The organism is Haloferula sargassicola (assembly GCF_040362925.1).
GTDB lineage: Bacteria > Verrucomicrobiota > Verrucomicrobiia > Verrucomicrobiales > Akkermansiaceae > Haloferula > Haloferula sargassicola.
Map to the genome: position 1 here is coordinate 96,954 of NZ_BAABRI010000007.1, position 22,603 is coordinate 119,556.

Annotated in this window: 24 protein-coding genes; 12 read left to right on the top strand and 12 right to left on the bottom strand. The window is 64.9% G+C overall.

Annotated elements, in window-relative coordinates:
• The first annotated feature begins 2 nt into the window (after window positions 1-2).
• Together ABXH26_RS07520 and ABXH26_RS07525 are read left to right on the top strand one after the other, a co-directional pair.
• Window positions 3-575, top strand: coding sequence for an NADH-quinone oxidoreductase subunit C (locus tag ABXH26_RS07520; protein ID WP_353566432.1), 573 nt, complete (start codon window positions 3-5; stop codon window positions 573-575).
• A 39-nt stretch (window positions 576-614) separates the two neighbouring features.
• Window positions 615-1,328, top strand: a complete 714-nt coding sequence (locus tag ABXH26_RS07525) for a rhomboid family intramembrane serine protease (RefSeq protein WP_353566433.1) — start codon at window positions 615-617, stop codon at window positions 1,326-1,328.
• 31 nt (window positions 1,329-1,359) lie between these two features.
• Here the strand turns inward: ABXH26_RS07525 and ABXH26_RS07530 are convergent, their stop codons facing one another.
• Complete coding sequence (locus tag ABXH26_RS07530; RefSeq protein ID WP_353566434.1) at window positions 1,360-2,196, bottom strand: hypothetical protein; 837 nt, start codon at window positions 2,194-2,196, stop codon at window positions 1,360-1,362.
• An 89-nt stretch (window positions 2,197-2,285) separates the two neighbouring features.
• Here ABXH26_RS07530 and galE point away from each other — a divergent pair, with 89 nt between their 5' ends.
• The 4 genes from galE (at window position 2,286) to ABXH26_RS07550 (ending at window position 5,744) form a co-directional block, all read left to right on the top strand.
• On the top strand, window positions 2,286-3,296 hold the full coding sequence (galE, locus tag ABXH26_RS07535; protein ID WP_353566435.1) for a UDP-glucose 4-epimerase GalE: 1,011 nt from the start codon (window positions 2,286-2,288) through the stop codon (window positions 3,294-3,296).
• A 77-nt stretch (window positions 3,297-3,373) separates the two neighbouring features.
• Window positions 3,374-4,066, top strand: coding sequence for a prepilin-type N-terminal cleavage/methylation domain-containing protein (locus ABXH26_RS07540; protein WP_353566436.1), 693 nt, complete (start codon window positions 3,374-3,376; stop codon window positions 4,064-4,066).
• 9 nt (window positions 4,067-4,075) lie between these two features.
• On the top strand, window positions 4,076-4,786 hold the full coding sequence (locus tag ABXH26_RS07545) for a type IV pilus modification PilV family protein (RefSeq protein WP_353566437.1): 711 nt from the start codon (window positions 4,076-4,078) through the stop codon (window positions 4,784-4,786).
• A 19-nt stretch (window positions 4,787-4,805) separates the two neighbouring features.
• Window positions 4,806-5,744 (top strand): PulJ/GspJ family protein, encoded by a 939-nt coding sequence (locus tag ABXH26_RS07550; protein ID WP_353566438.1) that lies wholly within the window; start codon window positions 4,806-4,808, stop codon window positions 5,742-5,744.
• A 9-nt stretch (window positions 5,745-5,753) separates the two neighbouring features.
• Here ABXH26_RS07550 and aroB read toward each other — a convergent pair whose 3' ends face one another.
• Window positions 5,754-6,833, bottom strand: a complete 1,080-nt coding sequence (aroB, locus tag ABXH26_RS07555) for a 3-dehydroquinate synthase (protein WP_353566439.1) — start codon at window positions 6,831-6,833, stop codon at window positions 5,754-5,756.
• A gap of 41 nt (window positions 6,834-6,874) precedes the next feature.
• Window positions 6,875-7,510, bottom strand: coding sequence for a 3'-5' exonuclease (locus ABXH26_RS07560; RefSeq protein WP_353566440.1), 636 nt, complete (start codon window positions 7,508-7,510; stop codon window positions 6,875-6,877).
• A 124-nt stretch (window positions 7,511-7,634) separates the two neighbouring features.
• Here ABXH26_RS07560 and ABXH26_RS07565 point away from each other — a divergent pair, with 124 nt between their 5' ends.
• From ABXH26_RS07565 to frr, 6 genes are all read left to right on the top strand, one after another.
• On the top strand, window positions 7,635-8,504 hold the full coding sequence (locus ABXH26_RS07565) for a hypothetical protein (RefSeq protein WP_353566441.1): 870 nt from the start codon (window positions 7,635-7,637) through the stop codon (window positions 8,502-8,504).
• A 46-nt stretch (window positions 8,505-8,550) separates the two neighbouring features.
• Window positions 8,551-9,183, top strand: coding sequence for an adenylate kinase family protein (locus ABXH26_RS07570; RefSeq protein ID WP_353566442.1), 633 nt, complete (start codon window positions 8,551-8,553; stop codon window positions 9,181-9,183).
• Entirely contained in the window at window positions 9,183-10,121 is a 939-nt protein-coding gene (fmt, locus tag ABXH26_RS07575; RefSeq protein ID WP_353566443.1) for a methionyl-tRNA formyltransferase, read from the top strand. Before ABXH26_RS07570 ends, fmt begins: the two co-directional genes overlap by 1 nt.
• 32 nt (window positions 10,122-10,153) lie before the next feature.
• The gene (locus tag ABXH26_RS07580; protein ID WP_353566444.1) at window positions 10,154-10,693 is read left to right on the top strand and encodes a hypothetical protein; all 540 of its coding nucleotides are present in this window, start codon (window positions 10,154-10,156) and stop codon (window positions 10,691-10,693) included.
• A 65-nt stretch (window positions 10,694-10,758) separates the two neighbouring features.
• Entirely contained in the window at window positions 10,759-11,493 is a 735-nt protein-coding gene (pyrH, locus tag ABXH26_RS07585; protein ID WP_353566445.1) for a UMP kinase, read from the top strand.
• Window positions 11,494-11,525: 32 nt separating this feature from the next.
• Window positions 11,526-12,092: a ribosome recycling factor gene (gene frr / locus ABXH26_RS07590; RefSeq protein ID WP_353566446.1), complete on the top strand. Its 567-nt coding sequence runs from the start codon at window positions 11,526-11,528 to the stop codon at window positions 12,090-12,092.
• Between the two features lie 11 nt (window positions 12,093-12,103).
• Here frr and ABXH26_RS07595 read toward each other — a convergent pair whose 3' ends face one another.
• From ABXH26_RS07595 to ABXH26_RS07635, 9 genes are all read right to left on the bottom strand, one after another.
• Entirely contained in the window at window positions 12,104-13,447 is a 1,344-nt protein-coding gene (locus tag ABXH26_RS07595; protein WP_353566447.1) for an apolipoprotein N-acyltransferase, read from the bottom strand.
• Window positions 13,444-15,477: a hypothetical protein gene (locus ABXH26_RS07600; RefSeq protein WP_353566448.1), complete on the bottom strand. Its 2,034-nt coding sequence runs from the start codon at window positions 15,475-15,477 to the stop codon at window positions 13,444-13,446. Before ABXH26_RS07600 ends, ABXH26_RS07595 begins: the two co-directional genes overlap by 4 nt.
• The gene (locus tag ABXH26_RS07605) at window positions 15,467-17,191 is read right to left on the bottom strand and encodes an ABC transporter ATP-binding protein (RefSeq protein WP_353566449.1); all 1,725 of its coding nucleotides are present in this window, start codon (window positions 17,189-17,191) and stop codon (window positions 15,467-15,469) included. Before ABXH26_RS07605 ends, ABXH26_RS07600 begins: the two co-directional genes overlap by 11 nt.
• 108 nt (window positions 17,192-17,299) lie before the next feature.
• Window positions 17,300-18,271, bottom strand: coding sequence for a biotin synthase BioB (gene bioB / locus ABXH26_RS07610; protein ID WP_353566450.1), 972 nt, complete (start codon window positions 18,269-18,271; stop codon window positions 17,300-17,302).
• A gap of 96 nt (window positions 18,272-18,367) precedes the next feature.
• On the bottom strand, window positions 18,368-19,060 hold the full coding sequence (locus ABXH26_RS07615; protein WP_353566451.1) for a hypothetical protein: 693 nt from the start codon (window positions 19,058-19,060) through the stop codon (window positions 18,368-18,370).
• A 49-nt stretch (window positions 19,061-19,109) separates the two neighbouring features.
• Window positions 19,110-20,249, bottom strand: coding sequence for a MalY/PatB family protein (locus ABXH26_RS07620; RefSeq protein ID WP_353566452.1), 1,140 nt, complete (start codon window positions 20,247-20,249; stop codon window positions 19,110-19,112).
• Window positions 20,250-20,326: 77 nt separating this feature from the next.
• Window positions 20,327-21,268 carry an ROK family protein gene (locus ABXH26_RS07625; RefSeq protein WP_353566453.1) on the bottom strand — a complete coding sequence of 314 codons (942 nt, stop codon included), beginning with the start codon at window positions 21,266-21,268 and terminating at the stop codon, window positions 20,327-20,329.
• Window positions 21,269-21,336: 68 nt separating this feature from the next.
• Window positions 21,337-22,080, bottom strand: a complete 744-nt coding sequence (locus ABXH26_RS07630; protein ID WP_353566454.1) for a type III pantothenate kinase — start codon at window positions 22,078-22,080, stop codon at window positions 21,337-21,339.
• Window positions 22,081-22,082: 2 nt separating this feature from the next.
• A complete protein-coding gene (locus tag ABXH26_RS07635) occupies window positions 22,083-22,547 on the bottom strand; it encodes a hypothetical protein (protein ID WP_353566455.1) in 465 nt (154 codons plus the stop codon).
• Between the last annotated feature and the right edge of the window lie 56 nt (window positions 22,548-22,603).

Sequence of the window (22,603 nt, forward strand, 5' to 3'; positions counted from 1 at the left end):
ACATGAGCACGGCGATTCAAGACATCGGAGCGATCCGCGAAAAGTGGGCCGAGGGCGTGGTGGAAACGGTGGATTTCCGTGGCGAGCACACCGTGGAGGTGAAGCTGGATTCACTCGCCGCGATCATGGCGTTCTGTCGTAAGGAGGCCGGGTTCGACCTGCTATTGGACATGGCGAGCCTCGATCACTTCGGGGAGCATCCGCGTTTCGAAATGGTCTACGAGCTGGCGACGATCAACGACTCCAAGCACCTGCGGATCCGCGCGAAGGTGGCGGAGGACGAGGAGGTTCCCTCCGTGGTCTCCCTGTGGGCGGGTGCCGAATGGCACGAGCGCGAGGTCTACGACATGATGGGGATCCGCTTCAAGGACCACCCGGACCTGCGCCGGATCCTGATGTGGGAGGGCTATCCATTTTATCCCTTGCGGAAAGATTTCCCATTGGCAGGGCGGCCGAGCGAGATGCCCGATGTGGCGTTCAGCGACAAGGCTCCGCTGGAGGGCGGGCCGTTCGTGACGAGTGCCGGAGCCAAGGGCCCGGTGCGCCGTGAGCCGCGCTCCCGCGAAATCGATTGATCTTCGGGAGAATTTGAAGCCAGGGAGAAAGGAGCACTGATGAATCGTGCCCGCTCTTTGGTGACCGTTGGGGATCCCGGCCGGCTTGCCGCTGCCGGCCTGGCGGCGGTGGTGGTGACGATCCAGGCGGGCTTGTGGTTGTCCGGCGGGGCGACCGCGCTGCCGGACATCTACCGCCGCTTCGGGCTGAGTCGCGACGGATTGGAAGAGGGAAAGATCTGGCAGCTGGAAAGCTATGCGCTGCTGCACGGCGGCTGGGTCCACACTCTGACCAATATCCTGGGCCTCGTTTTCCTCGTCCCGCAGGTCCAGCGGATCCTCGGCTCGAGACTGGTGGCGGCGGGCCTGATGGGCGGCGTGCTGGCAGGGGGCGTGGCTCATGTCATGGTTTCCCGCCATGAAGTTCTGGTCGGGATCTCGGGAGGGCTGTCCTCGTTGATGCTGCTTTTGACCACGCTGGCGCCCGAAGCGCGGGTTCGGGGGTTGCGGATTTCCGCGGGAAATCTGGGCAGGGGATTCCTGATCGCCTCGGCCGCGTTGATGATGATTTCTCCGCAGACCGGAATTCCGGGGCTTGAGAGGGTCGGTCGTTGGATGGATGAACGGGGCGGATCGTCCGTTTTCCAGATCGCGCACGCCTGCCATCTGGGCGGCGGGGTTTTCGGCTGGATGCTGGCCCGGTGGATCCTGCGGCCCCGGGCAGACCTGAAAAAGCTGCGGGCCGCCCGCGCTCGTCGCGAAGGCGGCCCGTGAAAGGCGGTGGCGTCGGCTGGATCACCCCGGCTCACCAGGGACCGGAGCCCCGCCGGGTGCGGGGGTCGCCGCTGTTATTGTAGTATGGGGTCTGCTTCCGCTGTTGCGGCTGCGGTTGCTGTTGAACCCTGGGCTGTTGCTGGAGTCGGGGAGCCGGCTGGCGGCGGGCCTGCTGGGCAGCTTGGCGCTGGTTCATCTGCTGTGCCCGCTGCGCCTGTTGCTGCTGCCAATGGGAACGCTGCCGGGCGGCGGCTTCGCGGTTGGCCTGCTGCTGCTGCGCGAGGCGCTGGGACCACGCATTCGGAGTCGACCGGTTGTTGCGGGAAGGCTGCTGCCATGATTGCTGACGGGCATTCACCGTGTCGGGCGTCCACACACCCGGACGACGGGCATTCGTCTGCTGGCGATAGGCCGAGGCGCGCTGCGCCTGCTGGCGCTGCCAGTTGGCGACGGCTGCATCCTGGCGGATGCGGACTTTCTGGGCCCAGTCGTAGTTCCGCTGGCGGAGCAGATCGACCCGCTGCCGGTAGTTCGAAAGCTGGTGATAGCGGACGTCGCGGGGAGTCGGGCAAGCACCGTGGCCGTTCCAGCCGTAGGGGTGGGGGGCATGGTAGATGGGACGGGGGCAGTAGCCGGACGGATAGTAACCGTAAAGGAACGGGTCGTAATACAGGCTGCGCTGGACATCGTAGTAACAGCGCACCGAGGGATCGTAGAGCCAGCGGCTGCTGCTGGTCTGGACGAAGGTGGTGCCTCCCGAGTAGCCGTAGGAGGACGAGTAGTCCATCCCGTAGGGATCGTAGACACACGAGGAGAACCCCGCGGCGGCGAGCGCGACGAGGGCGAGTTTGGCGATGGCGGACATCATGGCGTTTCTGACGGAGTCGGTGGGATTTTATTCATGCGACGACCTGCCGTTGACACCCCGGCGGTGGTCTCGTTTTCTGGGCGTACGAAATGAAGTCAAACGAAGCGATTTTGGTAACCGGCGGGGCCGGCTACATCGGATCTCATACCGTGAGGTTGCTGGCGGAGCAGGGACGTCGGGTGGTGGTGCTGGACAATCTGGTTTTCGGGCACCGCGAGGCGATTGTGAGCGAAGGGGTGGAATTTGTCGAAGGGGCCGTGGGGGATCGGGAACTCCTGCGCGGCCTGTTCAAGCAACACCAGTTTTCCGCGGTCGTCCACTTCGCAGCTTTTGCCTACGTCGGGGAGTCGGTCACCGATCCCCTGAAGTATTACCGCAACAATACGGCCGAACCGCTGACCCTGCTCGAGGTGATGCAGGAGCATGGCTGCAAGTGTTTCGTGTTTTCCTCAACCTGTGCGACCTACGGCGTCCCGGCTTCGATTCCGATCGTCGAGAGCAACCCCCAGGATCCGATCAATCCCTATGGCCGGAGCAAGCTGATGCTCGAATGGGTGCTGCGGGACTGCGACAAGGCCTGGGGGCTGAAAAGCGCCTGCCTGCGTTATTTCAATGCCAGCGGTGCCGCCGAGGACGGGGCCATCGGGGAGGACCACGAGCCGGAAACCCACCTCATTCCGCGTGTCCTGATGGCCATCACCGGGGAGATCTCCCACGTCGATGTGTTCGGCACCGATTACCCCACTCCCGACGGCACCTGCATCCGCGACTACATTCACGTCAACGACCTGGCCGATGCCCACGCGAAGGCGCTCGACTATCTGGCTGAGGGGGGGGAGTCGATCCGCTGCAACCTCGGAACCGGGGTCGGTGTCTCCGTTCGCGAAATCATTGATGCGGCGGAGCGCGTGACCGGGAAAAAAGTTCCCGTGGAATACGGTCCGCGGCGTGAGGGTGACCCTCCTCAATTGCTCGCCGATCCCACTCTGGCACGGGAAAAGCTCGGCTGGGAGGCTGGCCACAAAAACGTCCAGGACATGGTCAAATCGGCTTGGGCGTGGATGGGCGGGCCCTATCAGGGACGATATCCGCGTTCCTAGTCTGTATTCTCGATGTATTCACATTCCAGCTTGCTTTCGACCTCTTGGAGCTTCATCGTTCCTCAAGCAAAAACCCCATGATTTTACCAAAAAACAAACCTCACCACGGGTTCACGCTCGTGGAGTTGCTGGTGGTCGTCCTGATCATCAGCATCCTGCTCACCTTGGGTGCCGGTGCTTTGAAAGGCGCCGGAGGCAAGGGTGTCACGACCGCTGTGGCGACCTCGGAAGCCATTTTCGAAGAAGCCCGTTCCGTGGCCATTGGCAAAGGCACGACCTCGCGGGTGCTCGTGGACGTGAACAGCGTCAAGTCGGACACCTACCTTCGCCGCATCGTGGTCGCCTACCTGAAGCTCGATGAAAATGGCGAACCGATGGAAGGTGACTGGGAACTTTCCAGCCGCGGCTACTCGTTTCCCGACGGGGTCTTTTTCAGCAAGGAGTTCAGTCGCAAGGATTTCCAGACCGGCGGCGGTCAGCTGGACGAGATGTCCCTGAGCGGGGTGTCCGGCCTCTTCAATGGCCGCTATCTCTATTACGAGTTCAATTCGGAGGGGATCTGCACCACCGGGCTCAGCACCTCCGGCGAATATCGCAGCCCGAGCTTCGTGGTGGGGCACGGTGCGCGGCCGAAGGGCGAGCCCGACCCGCGCACCACCTCCGAGGGACGGCGTGATTTCGGCGGGTTCGTGGTCTGGCGAAACGGGGCTACCTCCGTGTTTCGCGACTCCTCGCAGATCCTCGGCGACCGCGATCCCAACAAGTTCTAACACACCGACATGAGATTCAATCGATCCACCACCGGGCGGGACGGTTTCACCTTGATGGAGACCGTGATCGCCATTGGCGTTCTGGCGGTCCTGCTGACGGCGTTCCTCGCGGTCTTCGGCCCTGCGGCCCAAGGCATCCGCCGTGCCGTGAGCGTGCAGGACGCCGACCGCCTGGCCTACGCCTTGGAAAAAGAGCTGGTCACCCTGCGCTCCGGCTCCACGGGAAGCTACACCACGGGGTTTGAGAAAGCCTACAACTGGATCAAGGAGAGTGCCGACGAGCCGTTGTTGATCTATCAGTACAAGGGCGACCCCAAGTCGATCCGCGAGGATGGCACCATGGAGCCGTATACCGAGTCGGTCGGGACCGCGGGCGAGGACTTCATCGTCCAGCCGGTGGTTCGCCGCCGGGGCTCCCCCGAACTCGAACAGGAGTTGAAGGCGCTCCAAGGGCGGGTGTTTACCGCCAAGCTGACGCAGCTGGTTTTCAATGGCGAATCCTGGGTCAAGGGGGAGGCCGGTCAGATCACGGACCCGACTCCGGACGATGGCGATACGATGGCGGGCGATAACGTGGATTCCTATCCCGAGGCGGTGATCGCCTTTTCGGCCGAGTTTTTCTCGGTGCCCAACGCTTCCTTTCAATACATCCAGTCGAAGCTGAACGTCGACAACCTGACCAACCCGGTCTTCGTCCGAAACCTTGCGGTGCGCCGCTGATTCCGTGTTTCAAAACCCAATGAAAACAAGCTTTGCATCCCGCCGGTCGAGGGGGTTTACCCTGATCGAACTCATGGTGGCCATGGGCATCACCGCCGTGATCGTGACGGTGCTGGTGACCATTACCGGCGTGGCCACCGACACCTGGACCCGCAGCCGTTCCGAGGTTCGCGCGGCCCGTCAGGCCAAGGTCATGCTCGACACGATGGCCAAGGACTTCGAATCGATGGTTTCGCGCCGCGGCACCAACGCGGAGTGGCTGTTTGCCGGAATCGACTCCGGTTCCGGACTGCCCAAGGTGACCCAGGGCTCATCCGGCTCGGGCAGTGCGGCCGAATTAACCTTCATGACCGCCGCCACCGATCGCTATGCGGGCCAGATCGGCAATGAGAACTTCGACAAAGGGGGCGACGTGTCCTGCGTGTCTTACCGTCTTCGATATGACGATCCGATCAACGGGGAGAACGATCCGAAGGCCTCCACCTACGTGCTCTACCGCATGTTGGTGAATCCGGACCAGACATTCGAAGATCTGCTGGGTCAACCGGACCTTAAAACCGCTTTCTCGCAATTTGACTCCCAAGTGGACGAGCAGCGGAATTTCGTGTGCGAAAACATTCACCAATTCACGGTGACCTTCCTGGTCGAGGTGCCGAAGTCCCAGACCGGTGGAGCGCTGGCGGGGTATGACACCGTGCGCCTGACCCTTTCCTCCGACCAGCCGAGCGGTGAGTTCCGGCTGAACGGCACGGGCATCCAGACAACGCTGCAATCGAGCGGTTACTCGCAGGACGAGATCCTTTCCGGGCGACTCACCGGGGTGGAGATCAGCATCTCCGTGATGTCCGATGCGGCGATGGTCCGGCTGAAATCAGGCCGCAGCCAGGGGCTCAATCCCGACGACTACGCCCGCAACGTCTATCACTACTCGCGGGTGGTGACGGTGCCATCCATGTGACGGCCCCGCTCAAGATCGAAGGTGGGCGATCGCCTGCCTGAGGTCGTCCTCGTTGACCTCGCTGGAAACGAAGGCTTCGCCGGCGGCGCGGAGGAGCACGAAGCGAATCCGCCCGGCCTCGAATTTCTTGTCCTTGGAAAGGCGGGACATGACCGTCTCCGTGGTCACCGTTTCCGGCAGCTGGAGCGGCAGTTGGAAGTGCTCCAGCAAAGCCAGGACGCGGGAGGAAGTCTCAGCGGCCAGGCCGGCGCGACGCTCACTGAGGAAGAGCGCCGCCCGGATGCCGAGCGAGATCGCCTCTCCGTGCAGCATTTCGCCATAGGGCACCGAGGCCTCGATGCCGTGGCCGATCGTGTGGCCGAAGTTGAGCAGCGCACGGGTGCCCGAGGTCTCGCGTTCGTCCTCGATCACGATGGCGGCCTTGATCGCCACGTTGCGGGCGATCAGATCGGTGGCGACGTCGGGAGACGCGGGATCGACCGCTGCCAGTTCGTCGAGCATGGCGGCATCGCGGATGGCCGCATGCTTGATGACCTCCGCGAAGCCCTCGCGGAACTCGCGGCCGGGAAGGGTGCGGAGCGTGAGGGGATCGATCAGCACCAGCGCGGGCTGGTGGAAGGCTCCCACCAGGTTCTTGCCTTGCTTGAGATTGATGCCGGTCTTCCCGCCTACCGAGGAGTCGACCTGGGCCACGATGGTGGTGGGGATCTGGACGAACGGAATGCCGCGGTAGTAGGAGGCCGCCACATAGCCGGCGAGATCGCCGACCACCCCGCCGCCGAGGGCGACGACGAACGAGGACCGGTCATGCCCGCGGGCCGCCATTTCCTCGCAAAGGACTTCGAACCGGGCGGCTGATTTGGATGCCTCGCCGGCGGGGACGACATGCGTCGAGACGTGGAAGCCGGCCATTTCCAAGGAGGAAACGACCTTGTCGGCGTGGTGCCGGGCCACGTTGTCGTCAGTAATCAATGCGCAGGCCCCTCGCAGGCCGAGTTCGTGGATCCGCTCGCCGGCGGCGTCCAGGATGCCTGGTTCGACCACGATGTCGTATTCGCGGCCGGGAAGATCGACGTGGGTGGTTGGCATGGCGGAAGTCAGCAGCGCAGCAGCGGGGCAGGCGAGGGAAATCAGTCTCGCCGGCGCGCCGCCCAGCGGGAAATGTCGGGTTGCAAAAGGAGGACGGCCTCACGGTCGGCAAGCTCCTGTTGGAGGACCAGGTGCTCCAGCAGCACCAGCGATGCGGTGGCGTCGAAAAGCGCGTCGTGCCACCGGCGTTCGGGCTGCATTTCGCGGACGCGGTCGCTGAGGCCGAGGGCGTCGCAGAGGTCGGACAAGGCATGGGAGGGCAACTCCGGCCACGCCGCCCGAGCCACTTGAAGCGTGTCGAGCCACGGTCCGAAGCGGTGCCCGGGAAAGGCCCGCAGGAACCGCTTTTCCGTGCCCATGCCGTGGGCCACCACCACCGCACCCTCAAGCGCGGACCGCACGGTGCCCCATAGTTCCGGCAGCGAGGGTGCCCCGATGAGATCCTCATCGCGGATTCCGTGGACCTTCCTCGCGGACCAGGTGATGGGCTGGCTGGACCGCAGGTAGGAGTGAAACGCGCCGCCATGCCCGTGGCCCGGCGACCATCGGGCCATTCCAATCTGTACGGGAGTATCGGTCCGGCCGCGGGCGCTGCCGGCGGACTCGAAGTCGATCGCGGCAAAGGCCAGCTCGCGGATCGGCGTGGTGGGGATCACGCCGGTAGGCAAGCGGCGCACCGGCGGGCGTGCAATTCCGGAATCCGCGCATGTGAGCCTGGACTTGCCATCCGGGGCGGAGACGCGAAGGTGGCGGCGAAGGATGGCGCAAGAGAGGACCCCATGGTGGCTTTGGCCGAGCTTGTTGAGCCTGGAGGCGCCGATGGTGGCGCTCGCATGGTTGTATATGTTCGCCAGCGCCTGGCAGGTCTATTATCTGCCTTGGGCGGCCTACGCCTCGCTCGCCCTCGCGGTGTGGATCATCTACGTGGTGGATCGCTTGCTCGATGCCCGCTTCCGGCCGCCGGACGACCCCTTGCTGGGTCCCCAGCATCGTTTTCACCAGCGGCACCGCGGCTGGTTCGCCAGCGGGTTGCTGGTGGCGTCCGCTGCCCTGCTGTGGCTCGTCTCCCACGAGGTCACGGGCATCCTTTTCAGCTCCAACGGGCTGTTTGGCGTGAACTATCTCACGCCCGGCCTGCTGTTGGTCGGGGTGTTCTTTTTCCTGGTGCGGCAGTCCCGCCATTCGACCGAGATCCCGTTCTTCCGGAACTTCATCGCGGGCGCGGCCTTCGGCTACGGCACGGCGATGATGGCCCACATCTACTCACCCTCGCAGGAGGTGTTTTCCCTGCTGGTTTCGCGGGAAATGATCGGCTTCAGCGTGTTGTGCGCCGTGAACATCACCGCCATCCACCTGTGGGAGCGGTCGCGGATTTCGGATGATCCCGACGAAAAGGCGGCGCTGGAGGGGGTGCTGACCGTGTTGTTGACCGTCGTCGGAGCCAGCGCCCTGGTTTACGCCTATCTCGACAACCCGACGATGTTCTCCTCGGGCCTGGACGACAGCGCCTACCGGACGCGGCCGTTTTTTTACGCGATCCTCATTTCGGCCGCGCTCCTGCTCGTGCTGAACAAGCAGCGCCGCCGCTTTTCGCTCGATGCCCTGCGGACCTTGGCGGACCTGGCGATGATCGTTCCGCTGCCCTTGTTCCTCGTCCTTTCAAGGGGTTGATCAGCACTTGCAGGAGCCCACCGGGCTTCCTAGCGTCGCGCCTTTCATGAGCGTCTCCTCCCACGATCGTTGGCCGGCCTTCCTGATCCTCGGTGCCCCGGGTTCTGGCAAGGGGACCCAGGGGAAAATCCTCGGTTCCATCCCGCGGTTCTTCCACTGTGCGTGCGGCGACATCTTCCGCTCCCTCGATACGCGGACCGAGCTCGGCCAGCAGTTCGTTTCCTACTCCAGCCGCGGCGAGCTGGTGCCGGACGAGCTGACGGTGAGGCTTTGGAAAACCCAGGTCGATCACTGGGCGGAGAGCCACCTTTACAAGCCGGACATCGACTTCCTGGTGCTCGATGGCATCCCGCGCAACGTCGAGCAGGCCCGCATGATCGACGAGTTCCTTCAGGTCCACCAAGTCTTCCATCTTTCCTGCCCCGACCGGAGCGAGCTGGCCCGGCGGATGCGCAAGCGGGCGCTGAAGGAGAACCGGCTCGATGATGCCTCGGAATCCATCATCCAGAATCGGATCGCCACTTATGAGGCGGAAACCAAGCCCATCCTCGACCACTATGGGACCGCCCGCATCACCGAGATCGATGCCACCCGCCAGCCGGTCGAGGTGGTGGCCGCGATCATTTCGAAGATCGTCCAACTGCCTTTCTACCAATCCCATATCCGGTCCGGCATCTGATGAGCGGAGCGCGGATCGTCTTCATGGGCACCGGCGAGATCGCCCTGCCGACCTTCCGATGGCTGGCCGCTTCGGAAACGCCGCCGGTGGCCCTGGTCACGCAGCCCGACCGGCCTGCCGGGCGGCGGCGCGAGCTGAAGCCATCGGTTTTGAAAACGATGGCCGTGGACGCCGGAATGCCGGTCCTTCAGCCTGAAAAAGCCCGCGATCCCGCCTTTCTCGACGACCTCGCGAGCCTGAGGCCGGATCTGATCATCGTCATGGCCTACGGCCAAATCCTGCCCGTCCGGCTGATCGAGCTGCCGCCGCTCGGGTGCGTGAATCTCCATGCCTCCCTGCTGCCGAAGTATCGGGGCGCGGCCTGCATCCAGGCTGCCATCGATGCCGGCGATCCCGAGACCGGCATCACCCTCATGCATGTGGTCAGGGAGCTCGACGCCGGCGATGTGATCCTCCGCCACGCCATTCCCATCACCGGACAAGACACCGGCGGCTCGCTGCACGATCGCCTGGCTGGCGTCGCCCGCGGGGTGATGGAGGAAGGCCTCCCCATGCTGCTTTCCGGCACGGCACCGCGCACCCCCCAGGCGGCCCTCGGCGAGGCCACCAAAGTACCCAAGCTGGAACGGGACGACGGTCGCATCGACTGGACATGGCCCGCCGCCCGCATCGAGCGGCGCCTGCGGGCCTATGATCCGTGGCCCGGCTGCTGGTCGGAAACGCCGGATGGCAGGCGCTTGAAGATCCTTGGCGCCAGCCCGCGGGAGGAAGGCGGTGCATCGGCCGGGAGATTGATCGAAACCCCCGAGGGCCCGATGGTGGAATGCGGGATCGGCACGCTGCTCCTCGGCGAGGTTCAGCCGGAAGGTTCGCGGAAAATGGCGGCCGCCGACTGGTGGCGGGGCTTTCGGGGCCAGCCACCGGAACGTCTCGGTTGATCCCCCGATTCCAGCATGCCATGCTCCGCCCGATGAGAATCCTGCTTCCTTGGCTGGCCGCTGCGGTCATCGCCCAGGCCACGACGCTTTCGGTGGTGCCGATCCACGAGCCGATCAGCATGCGCGCCACCGATGTCGATGACCTGCTCGACGAATCCGAGGAAGCGCTCCAAGCCACGGTGATGCCGCGACCGATGGCTCTGAGCGGGGCCTTTCCCGAAACCCTGGTCGAGGCCATCGCCACCCCCCACCAGCTTCCCACCAATGATCCACATTACGTGGTCGAGGAAGTGAATCTCCTGATCCTCTGCCACGTCAAGGTGGCCGCGGAAATGAAGGACGACGGGCTTTACGTGACCTTGGACGTCGGCGGCCTCGAGATTCCCGAAGACGTCGACCTGACCTCCCGCCAGCTGGTGCGCCTCGCCATGCTTGCCGTGCGGCGGACGCTGGAGGACTACCAGCGGCCCCAGACGGAAAGCCTCAAGGTCAGGCTGCTTGTCGCCGGGACCTCGCTGGAAACGGAATCCCTCAAGGACCTGGCCACCGAGTATGTCCTGAAAGGCTCCTGAAGATTGGCGGGGGATTTGCCTTCCCATGCGGGGCGGCCGGCTGATTGGATCGGCCGCAGCGCAGCATGAGTTCCAAGACTTCCGAATCCCGCCGCCGTGTCATTCTGAAACTTAGTGGTGAAGCCCTTCGCGAACGGGGCAGCACCGACAATATCTCCCCCGAAATCGTCGATCGGATGGCGACCGAGGTGAAGGAGTCGGTGGCCACCGGCAAGGTCGAGTTGGGCATCGTCGTCGGAGGAGGAAACTTCTGGCGCGGAGCCGCCGCCAGCGCCCGCGGGATGGACCGCGCCACGGCCGATTACGTCGGCATGCTCGCCACGGTCATGAACGCGCTCGCCCTGCAGGGAGCTCTCGAGGACAAGGGCGTGCCCTGCGTGGTGCAGTCGGCGATCGAAATGAAGAACGTCGCCGAAACCTTCATCCGCCGGAAGGCCGACCGTCACCTGTCCGACGGCCGCGTGGTGATCTTCGCCGCGGGCACCGGCAGCCCTTTCTTTTCCACCGACACCACCGCTGCGCTGCGGGCCAGCGAAATGGGGGCGAACGTGGTGCTCAAAGCGACCATGGTCGACGGGGTTTACGACTCCGATCCGAAGAAGAACCCGGACGCCAAGCGCTACGACCGGGTCACCTACAAGGAATGCCTCAGCCGCCAGCTCAAGGTGATGGATGCCACCGCCTTCAGCTTGTGCATGGACAACCACATTCCGATTGTGATTTTCGACCTCGCGCCCGAGGGCAACGTCGTCCGCGCCCTGCTGGGTGAGGATGTCGGCACGGTCGTGGATGCGGGTTGACCGTCCCGGAGCCCGCTCTCATCTTCAACGCCATGGACCCGGAGGAATCTTTGCTCGAAACGGAAGACGCGATGGACAAGGCGCTTGAGCACCTGGCGCACGAGTTCGCCACGGTGCGCACCGGCAAGGCCTCGCCGGCGCTGATCGAGAACCTCGATGTCTACGTCCACAGCTACGGCAGCCAGATGAAGCTTAAGCAGCTGGCCGTGATCAGCTCGCCGGAGCCCCGGATGCTCAACGTTTCGCCCTTCGACCCGGCGACCACGCCGGAAATCGAGCGCGCCATCCGTGAGTCGAAACTGGGGCTCAACCCCGCCGCGGCCGAGCGCTCGATCCGGGTTCCGATTCCCGAGCTTTCCGAGGAACGGCGCAAGGAAATGGTCAAGCTGGTCAAGCAGCTCGGTGAGGAAGCCAAGGTGCGCATCCGCGCCATCCGCAAGGAAGGCATGGACGCCGCCAAAAAGATGAAGGCCGACAACGTGCTGACCGAGGACAGCCAGAAGGACCACGAAACCGAAGTCCAGAAGCTCACCGACGATCACGTCAAGAAGATCGAGGAAATCGTCGCCGCCAAGGAGGCGGAGGTGATGAAGGTCTGAGCGGGCCGCAGCTACGGTCCCGTTTTTCCCCGGAGCCGCGGCAACCCGACCGCCGCGATCATCATGCCCATCGCTGCCACCGTGCAGATGGGGCCGATCAGCCAGCCGCCGCGTTGGTAGGGGGTCAGCGTGGATATGGGCGAGATCCGGGTGACAAGGGTGCCGGGCTTGAACAAGGGCAGCGACGCGGTGCGACGTCCGCGCGGGTCAACGGCTTGGGTCAGCCCGGATGAGGCGGCGACCACCAGCCAGCGGCCGTTTTCCGCCGCGCGGTGGCGGAAAAGTTCGGCGTGCTGGAGGTGCTGGCGGGCGGTCCAGTGCTCGGCGTCCATGCTGGGAATCAGGAGGAATTCGGCTCCGTTGGCCACGGCGCGCCGCGCCACCGCGGCATAGTCGTTATCGAAGCAAATCGGCGTGCCGATCCGGCCAAGTGGCGTCGGGATCGCGGGAGCTTCGGTCCCGGGCTCGCCGTCGTCGAAAAAATGGACCGGCCGGTTTTTCACGTGCGTGCCCAGCACGCCTTCGCGCCCGAGCGTGAAAGCGGTGTTCTGCCAGCGCTGGCCATCCAGTTCGGCGCGGCCTCCGATCACCATGATCTCCGAGGATTTTGCGGTCATCAGTTGCTGCAGGCGTTCGCTCAATTTCGTGTCGAGCCGTAGATCCGCATCGGTCCCGTACTCCGGCCAGACGATCGCATCGACGTGCGGCAGGTCTTCGGACTGCGAGAGCAGGCTGGGAGCCCACATTTCCTCCGACTGCACCGCCGCCACGGTCAAAGTGCCCGGCGGGGTCGGCGGCTTGGGCAGGTAGGCGGCGAGGCAGGTGTGGAGCAGAATGAGGGTTCCAGCCAGCCGGAACCTTGGACCGAAAGCGATGCACGCGCAGCCCGCGATGATCAGCAGGGTGATGCCGTAAACGCCGATCCATGGGGTCAAAAATCCCGGCGGTAGGCCGGTTCCCGGAGTGATCCAGGCGAAGCGCAGGGCAAACCACTCGCTGCGGAAGTGCTCGATGCCGGTCCACAGCACCGCCGCCGCCAGAGGTGCCCACCAACGGTCGGGAAGATGAGGGCGTAGGCCCGACCAAATGCCGGCAAAGAGGGCGGGAAACAGGGCCAGGATGAAATGAAGCAGCAGTGCGAAGGATCCGAACACTGCCAGCAGCCAATTCAAGGTGCCGATGTAGAGGGCGAGGCCGTAGACGAGGCCCAGACCGAGGGCGGCTCCGGATTTCGCATCGCGGATGGCGAAAAGGAAGGGCAGCGGCGCGACGAGTGCGAGCGGATGCCAGTGAACCGGCGGAAAGCTGAGCACGCCGAGCCCGGCGGCGAGGAGGGTGAGCAGAAGGCGGATCATTCCGGGGCGGTGGCGAGGTAGTCTTCCATGATCTGGCGGTAGGTTCCGGGCTCGTTTCCCTGATAGAAAAGGATGGCTTGCGGGGAGTCGATGCGCTCGGCCGTGGCGTGGCGGACGTGGTGCCGCTCGATGCAGCGGTTGACGCCGGACCATGCCACCATCAGCCAGGCTGCGGTGAGCAGAGGAGGCGTCAGGCAGCGCAGCAGGGTGGTGGCCTGGAGCCGCCGATGTCCGGTGAAGACCAGCACCCCGATACCGACGAGGAAAGCAACGAGCAGCAAGCCGGGCAGCATGAAAAAACCGGCCCAGACCCACTCGCGCGGCAGGGGCCCGAAGTCCTCGATCCGGCTGAGGGCGCTGGCTGAGGGCGCACCGGCGAGTGCCAGCAGGCCGAGCAACAACAGCGGTGTCCTGGCCATGGGCCGGAAACCAAGCGGGGTGGCGCGGCGCGTGAGTGCCAGACCGGTCTCGCGTGTGGTGAGGAACAGGGCCGCCACGATCAGGCTGAGGAGTTTCTGCAGCACCGCGCAGGCCTGAAAGCCGTCCATGGGCTGATCCCGTGGGTTCAGGATGGGCAGCTCGAGTGTCGCGACTACGATCAGGGCAGGTAGCCCCACGCCGATGAGGATGATGCGGGCATAGTCGCTGAACCTCAGAAGCGGGGAAATCCTGCCCGGAAGCTGCAGCAGCCGACCGAATGAGTGGCGGTGGAGGAAACTGGCCATGCCTGAGAAAACCAGGAAAACGAGTGCGGCGTGACCGAGGTAGAGGCCCTCGAACATCCGTTGTTCGGCGTGCCGGCCGGAGTCGAGATCCGCGGTGGCATGCCACCACAGGGACGAGGCATGATCTGGCCGGAAGCGGGACGTAAACGCCGTTCCCTGCTTGGATCGGTACGTCGCGAAGTCCGCCCAGAATGCCGCTTCCTCGGTCAGCCCTGCGATTTGACAGGCTTCCAGCATGCCTGGCTGGGCATTGCCCAGCAAGATGCTGGCGGTGTTCATGGACCAACTGCTAACCGGGGCCCGGTGGATGAGCTGCACGGTCTTGCGGACAAGGCGGCAGAGTTTTCGGAGCTCGGTGGTGTCACCTGCCGCTGCGAGTTTTTTGGCGCGGGTGACGAAGAGGCCGGCCAGTTCTCTGGTCCCGAGAGGGAAGGGCCGGTCGAATCGCAGGTATGCCGTGGCGGTCACCTCATCCGCCGCGAAGTCCGGGTATTCCCGGGGCTTGGGCCAGCCCTCGAGTCGCAGCTCGATCATTTCGAAGGCATGGGATTCGATGCGGCTGGCATCGAGGGCTCTCTCCAAATGCTGCCAGGCCAGCTCTGCCCGCTCGGGGTCGGTGATTTTCCATTCCCGGGAGCGATGGCCGGATTTACTACGGGAGTAGCTTTCGTCCACGCAGCTTCCGGCCAGATGGATGGCGGTGAGCAGGTCGTAGTAGCCGTTTCCGGGGTCGGCCTCGGCCGCTTCGGTCAGAAGCGACGGGTCCGGGTCGCTGTCGACGAAGGCGGTGGCTCTGAAGCGTTCGGCGAAGCAGACCGGATCCTCCGGATGGCTGCTCCACAGTTCCCGCCAGCGGATCGCCTCGTCGGGTTCATGGGATTTTCCGAACCGCAGGAGGAGCTTGTCGGCAGGATGGCGTTTCTGCTGGAAGTCCTCCACCCACGGCTGCCACTGCTGGCCCTCCCGGGCGCGGTAGTAGTAGGGGAGTGGAAACGAGAGCGTCACGGGCGAAACTCTGTCGGAGTATCGATCGCACAGGCTGATGCCCTGCAGGCGGCGGCGAGCGGTGGGACAGAGCAGCAGCACCCACAGCAGCCACAGGCCGAGCAGGAAAAGACCGGACCTTAGCATCCGGGCGCGACGGCTATTCTTGAAGCGGGGCGGTGCCGGCGGCTCGTCGGATGGTGCCTCGAAGGGCACGGCGTGGGCGGCCTCAAGCAGCAGCTCACGGCGTTGCTCGTTTTGGGGATCGTTCGCGGGAAAGGTCTCGAGGACAGCGTCGATCCACGGCTGCTCAGATTTCATCGGCTGAGGGGGCTTGGAAGCTGCCGCCGCGATGGAGCCGGGCGTAGGGCCCCTCGCTGGCGAGCAGCTCGGGATGGGTGCCGGTTTCCGCGATGCGGCCATCGACCAGCACCACGATGCGGTCGGCGGACTCGATGGTGCTGAGGCGGTGGGCGATGACGAAGCAGGTGCGGTCGGCGCGGAGGTTTTCGAGAGCCTCCTGCACCAGGCGCTCGGTGCGGTTGTCGAGGGCGGAGGTGGCTTCGTCGAGGAGCAGGATGGGAGGATTCCGCAGCAGCGCGCGGGCAATGGAGAGGCGTTGTTTTTCCCCGCCGGAAAAACGGATGCCTCGCTCGCCGGCGAGGGTGTCGAGGCCGTCCGGGAGTTCCTTGACGAAAGCGGCGGCGTTGGCGGATTCGAGGGTTTGCCAAAGTTCGTCGTCGCTGGCGTCGGGGCGGGCGATGAGGAGGTTCTCGCGCAGCGTGTCGTTGAAGAGGAAACTGTCCTGGGTGACGTAGCCGATGCGGTCGCGCAGCCATTCCTTGGAGATGTCGGCCAGCGGCTGGCCGTCGAGGAGAATGGAACCACTGGAGGGCTCGTAGAAGCGGGCGATGAGGTGGAGCAGGGTGGACTTGCCGGCACCGGTGGGTCCGACGAGGGCGATCGTTTCGCCGGGAGAGGCGTGGAGGGAGATGTCGGAAACCGCGGGGATGGAACTACTATTTTCGTCGTAGGAAAACGAGACGTTTTCGAAACGGAGATCGCCGCGGATGGCGGCGGGCCGGTGTCCTTCGGTGAGGTGGGATTCGGCGGGGCGATCGAGAATTTCGCGGACGCGGCGGGTGGCGGCGAGGCCGCGGTTCCACGTCTGGGAGAGCGGGTTGATCTTCGACACGGGGTCGAAAAGAAATCCCCAGGCGAAGAGGAAGTAGAAGAGGGTGCCGGGGGTGATGTCGCCCTGCAGCACGCGCCACGCGCCGTAGGCGACCATGAGGATGATGCCGGCCTCGGCGAGCATCGAGACGCCGGGCCAAATGACGGCCTGGCCTTTCATGACGCGCATGTGTTTCTGGCGCGAGGTGTTGCTGGCGGCGGCGAAGGAGTCGAGGGTCTCGGGCTCGTGGGTGAAGACCTTGATCTGGCGGATGCCGGAAAGGGAGTCGTGGAGCCGGGCGTGGAGGTCGGCGGTGGCCTCGGAGGATTCGCGCCAGTGCGGGGCGGCGCGGATCGCGTGACGCCAGGTGATGAGGCCGATGACGGGCAGCGGGGCGATGGCGACGAGGGCGAGCTGCCAATCGTGCCAGAACAGCGCGCCGAGGATGGCGAGGAACTGGAAGAGGGCCGGCAGGGCGACATCGAGCGACTCGACGAGCACGCGCTCCATGGCAGGGACGTCGTCGGAGACGCGGGACATGATTTCGCCGGAGGCGTGGCGGTCGAACCAGCGGACCGGCTGGCGCTGGAGCTGGTCGAAGAGCCGGACGCGGAGGTCGTGGACGAGGCGGGCCTCGAGCGATTGGGCGATGAGCGAGCGGAGGGAAAGCAGGCCTTGGCGCAGGGCGATGGCACCGAGGCCGATCAGGGTGGTGCGCAGGATCAGGTCGGGCCGCCGTTGGGCGATGATGACATCGGTGAACTGGCGGGCGATGGTGGGGATGACGAGAACCAGCGAGGTGCCGACCAGCGCGAGGACGATGAGGAGGAAGGCGCGGAGTTTGTGCTGGCGGAGGGACATCCTAACGGAAGTGAACCGCAAAGACGCGTAGGCGCAAAGAATGGAAAAGCCGGGCTCTCGGGGGAGAGACCGGCTGAGGAAGGGATTGGCTGCGCGGCCGCGGCCACGTCAGCAGCAGGCGGGTTCCTGCTCGGGGGTGAGCGGGTTGGGGGCGAGGGTGCCGAGGCCGAGTTTGGCAAGCAGCTGGCGGTCGTGCTCGATGGCCGGGTTTTTCCCGGTGAGGAGCTTCTCGCCGTAGAAGATCGAGTTGGCACCGGCGTAGAAGCAGAGCGTCTGGAGCTCGTCGGACATCTGCTCGCGGCCGGCGGAGAGGCGGACCTTCGACTTGGGCATGGCGACGCGGGCCACGGCGATCATGCGGACGACGTCGAGCGGCTCGACCGGCGCGGTGCCCTCGAGCGGGGTGCCCGGCATGGGCATGAGCGAGTTGATCGGCACGCTCTCGGGCTGCGGGTCGAAGCTGGAAATGATTTCCAGCATGCGCAGGCGATCCTTGGTGGTCTCCCCGAGGCCGAGGATGCCGCCGCAGCAGACGGACATGCCGGCGTCCTGGACGTTGCGGATCGTGTTGAGCCGGTCCTCATAGGTGTGGCTGGTGACGATGTTCGGGTAGTGCTCGGGCGAGGTGTCGAGGTTGTGATTGTAGGCGGTCACGCCGGCGGCGCGCAGGCGCTTGGCTTCTTCGGGGCCGACCTCGCCGAGGGTCACGCAGACCTCCATGCCGAGGGTGCCGACTTCCTCAATGATCTCGATGACCTGCTCGAAGCGCTGGGTGCCTCCGCGGACGCCCTTCCAGGCGGCGCCCATGCAGAACCGGGTCGAGCCGGTTTCCTTGGCATGGCGGGCGCGCTGCATGACGGCCTCTTTTTCCATCAGGCGCTCGAGCGGCACGCCGGAATTGTAGCGGGCCGACTGGGCGCAGTAGGAGCAGTCCTCGGAACAGCCGCCGGTCTTGATGGAGAGCAGCGTGCAGAGCTGGACCTCGCCCTCCGGCCAGTGCTCCTCGTGGACGGCGTGCGCCTTTTCAAGGAGCTTGAAGAGCGGAAGGTCGTGGAGGGCCTGGAGTTCGTCAAAGGTCATGTCGGTGCGGTGGTCGGAAGTGGAAGAGAGATAGTCGCGAATGGAGGGTGGGGCTCGGCGTTCCTTGCGGGATGCTGCCTGCGCCTTGCTTGCCGGTCAGCGTGCCCAGCGGCCGTTGACCACGGGCAGGGCGCCCCGGCTGATGGCGGTGTAGTCGGTCGGTCCGACCGCGCCCTCGAGCGGGACGCCGAGGTGGCGCTTCCAGGCCTGGCTCATGCTTTCTCCGGTGTGGCAGCCCCAGCTCTTGCAGTAGGCGTTTTTGGCAAAAATCGACCGGTTCACGCGCGAGATGTCGTTTTCATGAAACCAAGCGGTGGAGGCGGCCATGATCGAGTTGCCGTAGTCGAGCATGAAGCAGAATTTGTTGCTGTGCCCGAAGTAATCGAAGGTCTCGATCGATCCCCGCGGCCGGCTGTTGAGGGCATTGACGAAGTCCGCTGACGAGGAGACCCAGCGGAGGGTGGCGTTGCGCTCGGAGGCCAGTTCGCTGAGCCAGGTGGTGAGCGGTTTGCCCTCTTCGTTGGCCCGCGTCTGATAGGCGGGACGGTAAATGATCCACACCAGCGGGGCGTTGGACCCGTAGGCCTTGCGGATTTCCACCATGCGCAGGGTCGAGGCGCGGACGAAATTTCCCCAGAAGCGGTCGTGCCGATCGCGCGGGATCCTGAGGTCCTCCCATTCCCGCAGGGCGGGGCCGCCGGTGACGATGACATGATCGCCGGCCATGGCGGAGGGCGCGAAGCCGAGGACGATCAGGAACAGGAGGAGCGGGCGAAGGAATGCAGGCATGTCGTCGGGAATTGGAACCTCGATGGCGGGGGAAGGCAACGGCAAGAATTCAGGTCACGGCGAAGGCTTGGGCCATTTTTTCGAGCCCCTGGAGCAGGTGCGGGCGGGGGCAGGCGAAGTTGAAGCGGATCCAGCCGGGCCAGCCGAAGTAGGCACCGTCGGAAACAAAGAGGCCGGCTTCCTTTTCCAGAAACAGCGCGGGATTGTCATGACCGGTGGCGCGGGCATCGATCCATTGGAGGTAGGTGGCCTCGCCCACGACCGGCTTCAGCGCGGGGAGGCGCTCGGCGAGGAAATCGAGGAGGGTCTCCCGGTTGCCGCGGAGGTAGGCGAGGAGTTCCTGCCGCCAGGGCTCGCCATGGCGGTAGGCCGCCTCGGCGGCATAGTAAGCGAGGGCGTTGATTTCGCTGAGAGTGTGACCGCGGGCGGCGCTGAAGCGGCGCCGGATCGAGTCGTCGGGAATGACCGCATAGGCATAGCCGAGGCCGGCGATGTTCCAGGTCTTGCTGGGGGAAAGCAGCGTGATGGTGTTCTGGCGAAGCTCCTCGGGCAGCCTCAGCGCCGAGAAATGCGGCGTGGCCGCCTCGTCGAGGATGAGGTCGCAGTGGATTTCGTCGGAAACCAGGATGATCTCGCGGTCGCGGCAGAATTCGGCGACCTTGGTGACTTCCTCCGCGGTGAATGCCCGGCCGATCGGGTTCTGCGGGTTGCAGAGGATGAAGATCTTGGTTTCCGGAGTGGCGGCCGCCGCCATGCCGTCCCAATCGAAGGTGTATCGACCCTCGACGAGGATGTGGTCGATGGTGATCAGCTTGGCACCCGCATCGTGGTGGATTCCGAGGAAAGGCGGGTAAACGGGGGTGCAGGTCATGACCGCTCCGCCGGGTCGGCAGAAAGCCCGTGCTGCGAGGGAAAGAGCCGGAACCAAGCCTCCGAGGTGGATGAGGTGATCGAGCGGGGGACGCGAGTCATGCCGGCGTTCCAGATAGTCGAGCACGGCGTCATTGAGACCGGCGTGGGCCTGGGCGTAACCGAAAATGCCATGATCGACGCGGCGGTGGAGGGCCTCGAGAATCTCCGGGCAGGAGGGGAAATCCATGTCCGCGACCCAGAAAGGATCGAGCTCGGGTCGGCGGTCATACTTGATGTTTCCGGTGCCGCGGCGGGGAATCAGGGTGTCGAAGTCCATGGGGAAGATGGTAGATGGAAGATGGAAGATGCTCGCTACTTGCTACTTGCTACTTGCTACTTGCTACTTGCTACTTGCTACTTGCTCCCTGCCTCCAAGGCTTGGGCGGCAGCTCCAATCATGCCGGCTTCGTTGCCGAAGTGCGCGGGCAGGAGCTGCAGGGCCTCCTTGAAAGGTGCGCTGAGCTGGGCGTGCAGGCTTTCGCGAAGTGGATCGAAGAGCAGCGGCCCGGCCTTGGCCACGCCGCCGCCGATGATGAGGGCCTCCGGGTTGAGCAGCCAGCAACAGTCCATCAGCACATTCGCGAGTTGCTCGGCGACGGTCTTCCAGATGGCAAGCGCGGTGGCATCCCCTTGATGCGCGGCCCGCGACAGGGCGGCGGGCGTCAGGTCGTCCGGCGACCGGTGGGTGCCCGCGGCATGGTAGGCCTCGGTGGCGGCCTGGGTGATTTGTTGGTTGCCGATGTATTCCTCCAGCGCGCCGAAGTTCCCATAGGTGCCGCGGAGGCCTTTCCAATCGAGCGACATTTGTCCGACTTCACCGGCCCCGAAGCGGGCTCCGCGGACCATGCGGTTGTTCACCACCAGACCGCCGCCCACGCCGGTGCCCAGGGTGATGGCGATGAGGTGCTGCAGCCCACGCCCGGCCCCCAGTTTCCACTCGGCGTAGGCCATGCAGTTGGCGTCGTTGTCGACCACGACCGGCAGCCCGGTGCGTTCGGAAAGCCGGGCCTTCAGGGGAAATTCCTGCCAGCCGGCGACGTTGGTGAGGTTGCGGACGACGCCCTGCTCGAAATCGACAAAGCCAGGCATGCCGACGCCGACTGCGGCGATGCCAGCGTGGCGGGCACGCAGGTCCTCGATGTAGCGGACCATCGCATCCAACAAGGGCGCGGGACCGTCGAAATCCTGGGTGGCGATGGGAGGGGCCTGGTCGATGACTTCAGCACCGCGGATGACTCCGAATTTGACCGAAGTACCTCCGAAATCGATGCCAATGGCAAGGGCGTCGCTCTGCATGCGGGGAGGTGTAGGGGGCGGGGACGGCGAAGGCACGTCCTTTTGCCGGTCCCGGCGGTGTTCCGTTCTCAGGCCGCCTCGAAAACCCGCCGGCCCACGATTTCCATCCCGTGGAGGGTGAGGTCCGGATCCACCTGGTCGATCTCCGGCACACCGCGGGCGATCAGGGCGGCATCCCCGCCGGTGGCGACTGCGATGGCGCGCCCGCCGAGTTCATGGCGGACGGCACCGAGGATTTCACGCACCAGGCCGCGGTAGCCGATCACGGCTCCGGCGCGCATGGCTTCGGTGGTCGAACGGCCGATGGCCTGCGCGGGCTCTTCGAGATCGACGATGGGCAGCAGGGCGGTCTTCCGACCGAGATACTCTCCCATGGCACCAAGACCCGGGGCGATGACGCCTCCGAGGTAGGATGGGGCGGGGGAAACGACATCGAAAGTGACGGCCGTGCCGAAATCGATGACCACTGCAGGAGCTCCGTGTCGGGCGACCACGCCGACCGCATTGGCAAGCCGGTCGGCACCGATGCTGGCGGGATCGGGGTAATCGATGCCGATGCCCAGCGGGCTCGCGGCATTGAGATGATGGACGGGCACGAGCCGTTCCAGCCAGGATCCGAGGATGGCGGCTTTTGCCGGCACGACCGAACAGACCAACGCCGCATCGAAATCCGATCCGTCGAGCGCCTCGTCGAGTGTTGGCTCGGAAACCTTTGCCGTGGGGATCCAGAAAGTGTCGCCCAAGCTTCCGGCCCGCTCGCTGATGGAAAATTTGGTGCGGGTGTTGGAGTTATCAATCACGAGGAGACGCATGACTACCAGCGGCTGGAGTGGTAAATCCTGGTGTTTCCGTTTTTCACCGAAGGGATGCCGGAACGGGTCCGAACCCGGAGACGGCCGTTGCCGATCCGTAGCGCGAGCGGGCCCTGGAGCGAGCTTTCCTCAAGCCAGAACTTCAGGAAGATCGCGTCGATCTGGGGCAGGGTGCCGTCCTCCGTCCCGGAGATCGGGCCGGGCCCCTGGTAGTCGATCTGGGCCGGCTTGATCTCGGCGCCGCTGGGGGTTTCCACAAACAACGGCTCGGGGACGGCGCGGAGGTCGCGGGTGTCGAGGCGGAGATCGAGCCAGAAGTAGGACTCGTCGCGCCTGAGGCTGGCGGTCTCGATTTCAGCGGGCGCGGCGGGATCCGGGTGCCACTCGTAGGGGCGGAGCCAAAGCCACGCGGCCCCGGAAAGGGTGAGAAGGGTGATGGCCAGGAACCAGAGTGAGCGTCGCTTCACGCGGGGGGCTTTAGGGTAATCCACCGGGTCGCTCCAGACACAAAAAACAGGCGACC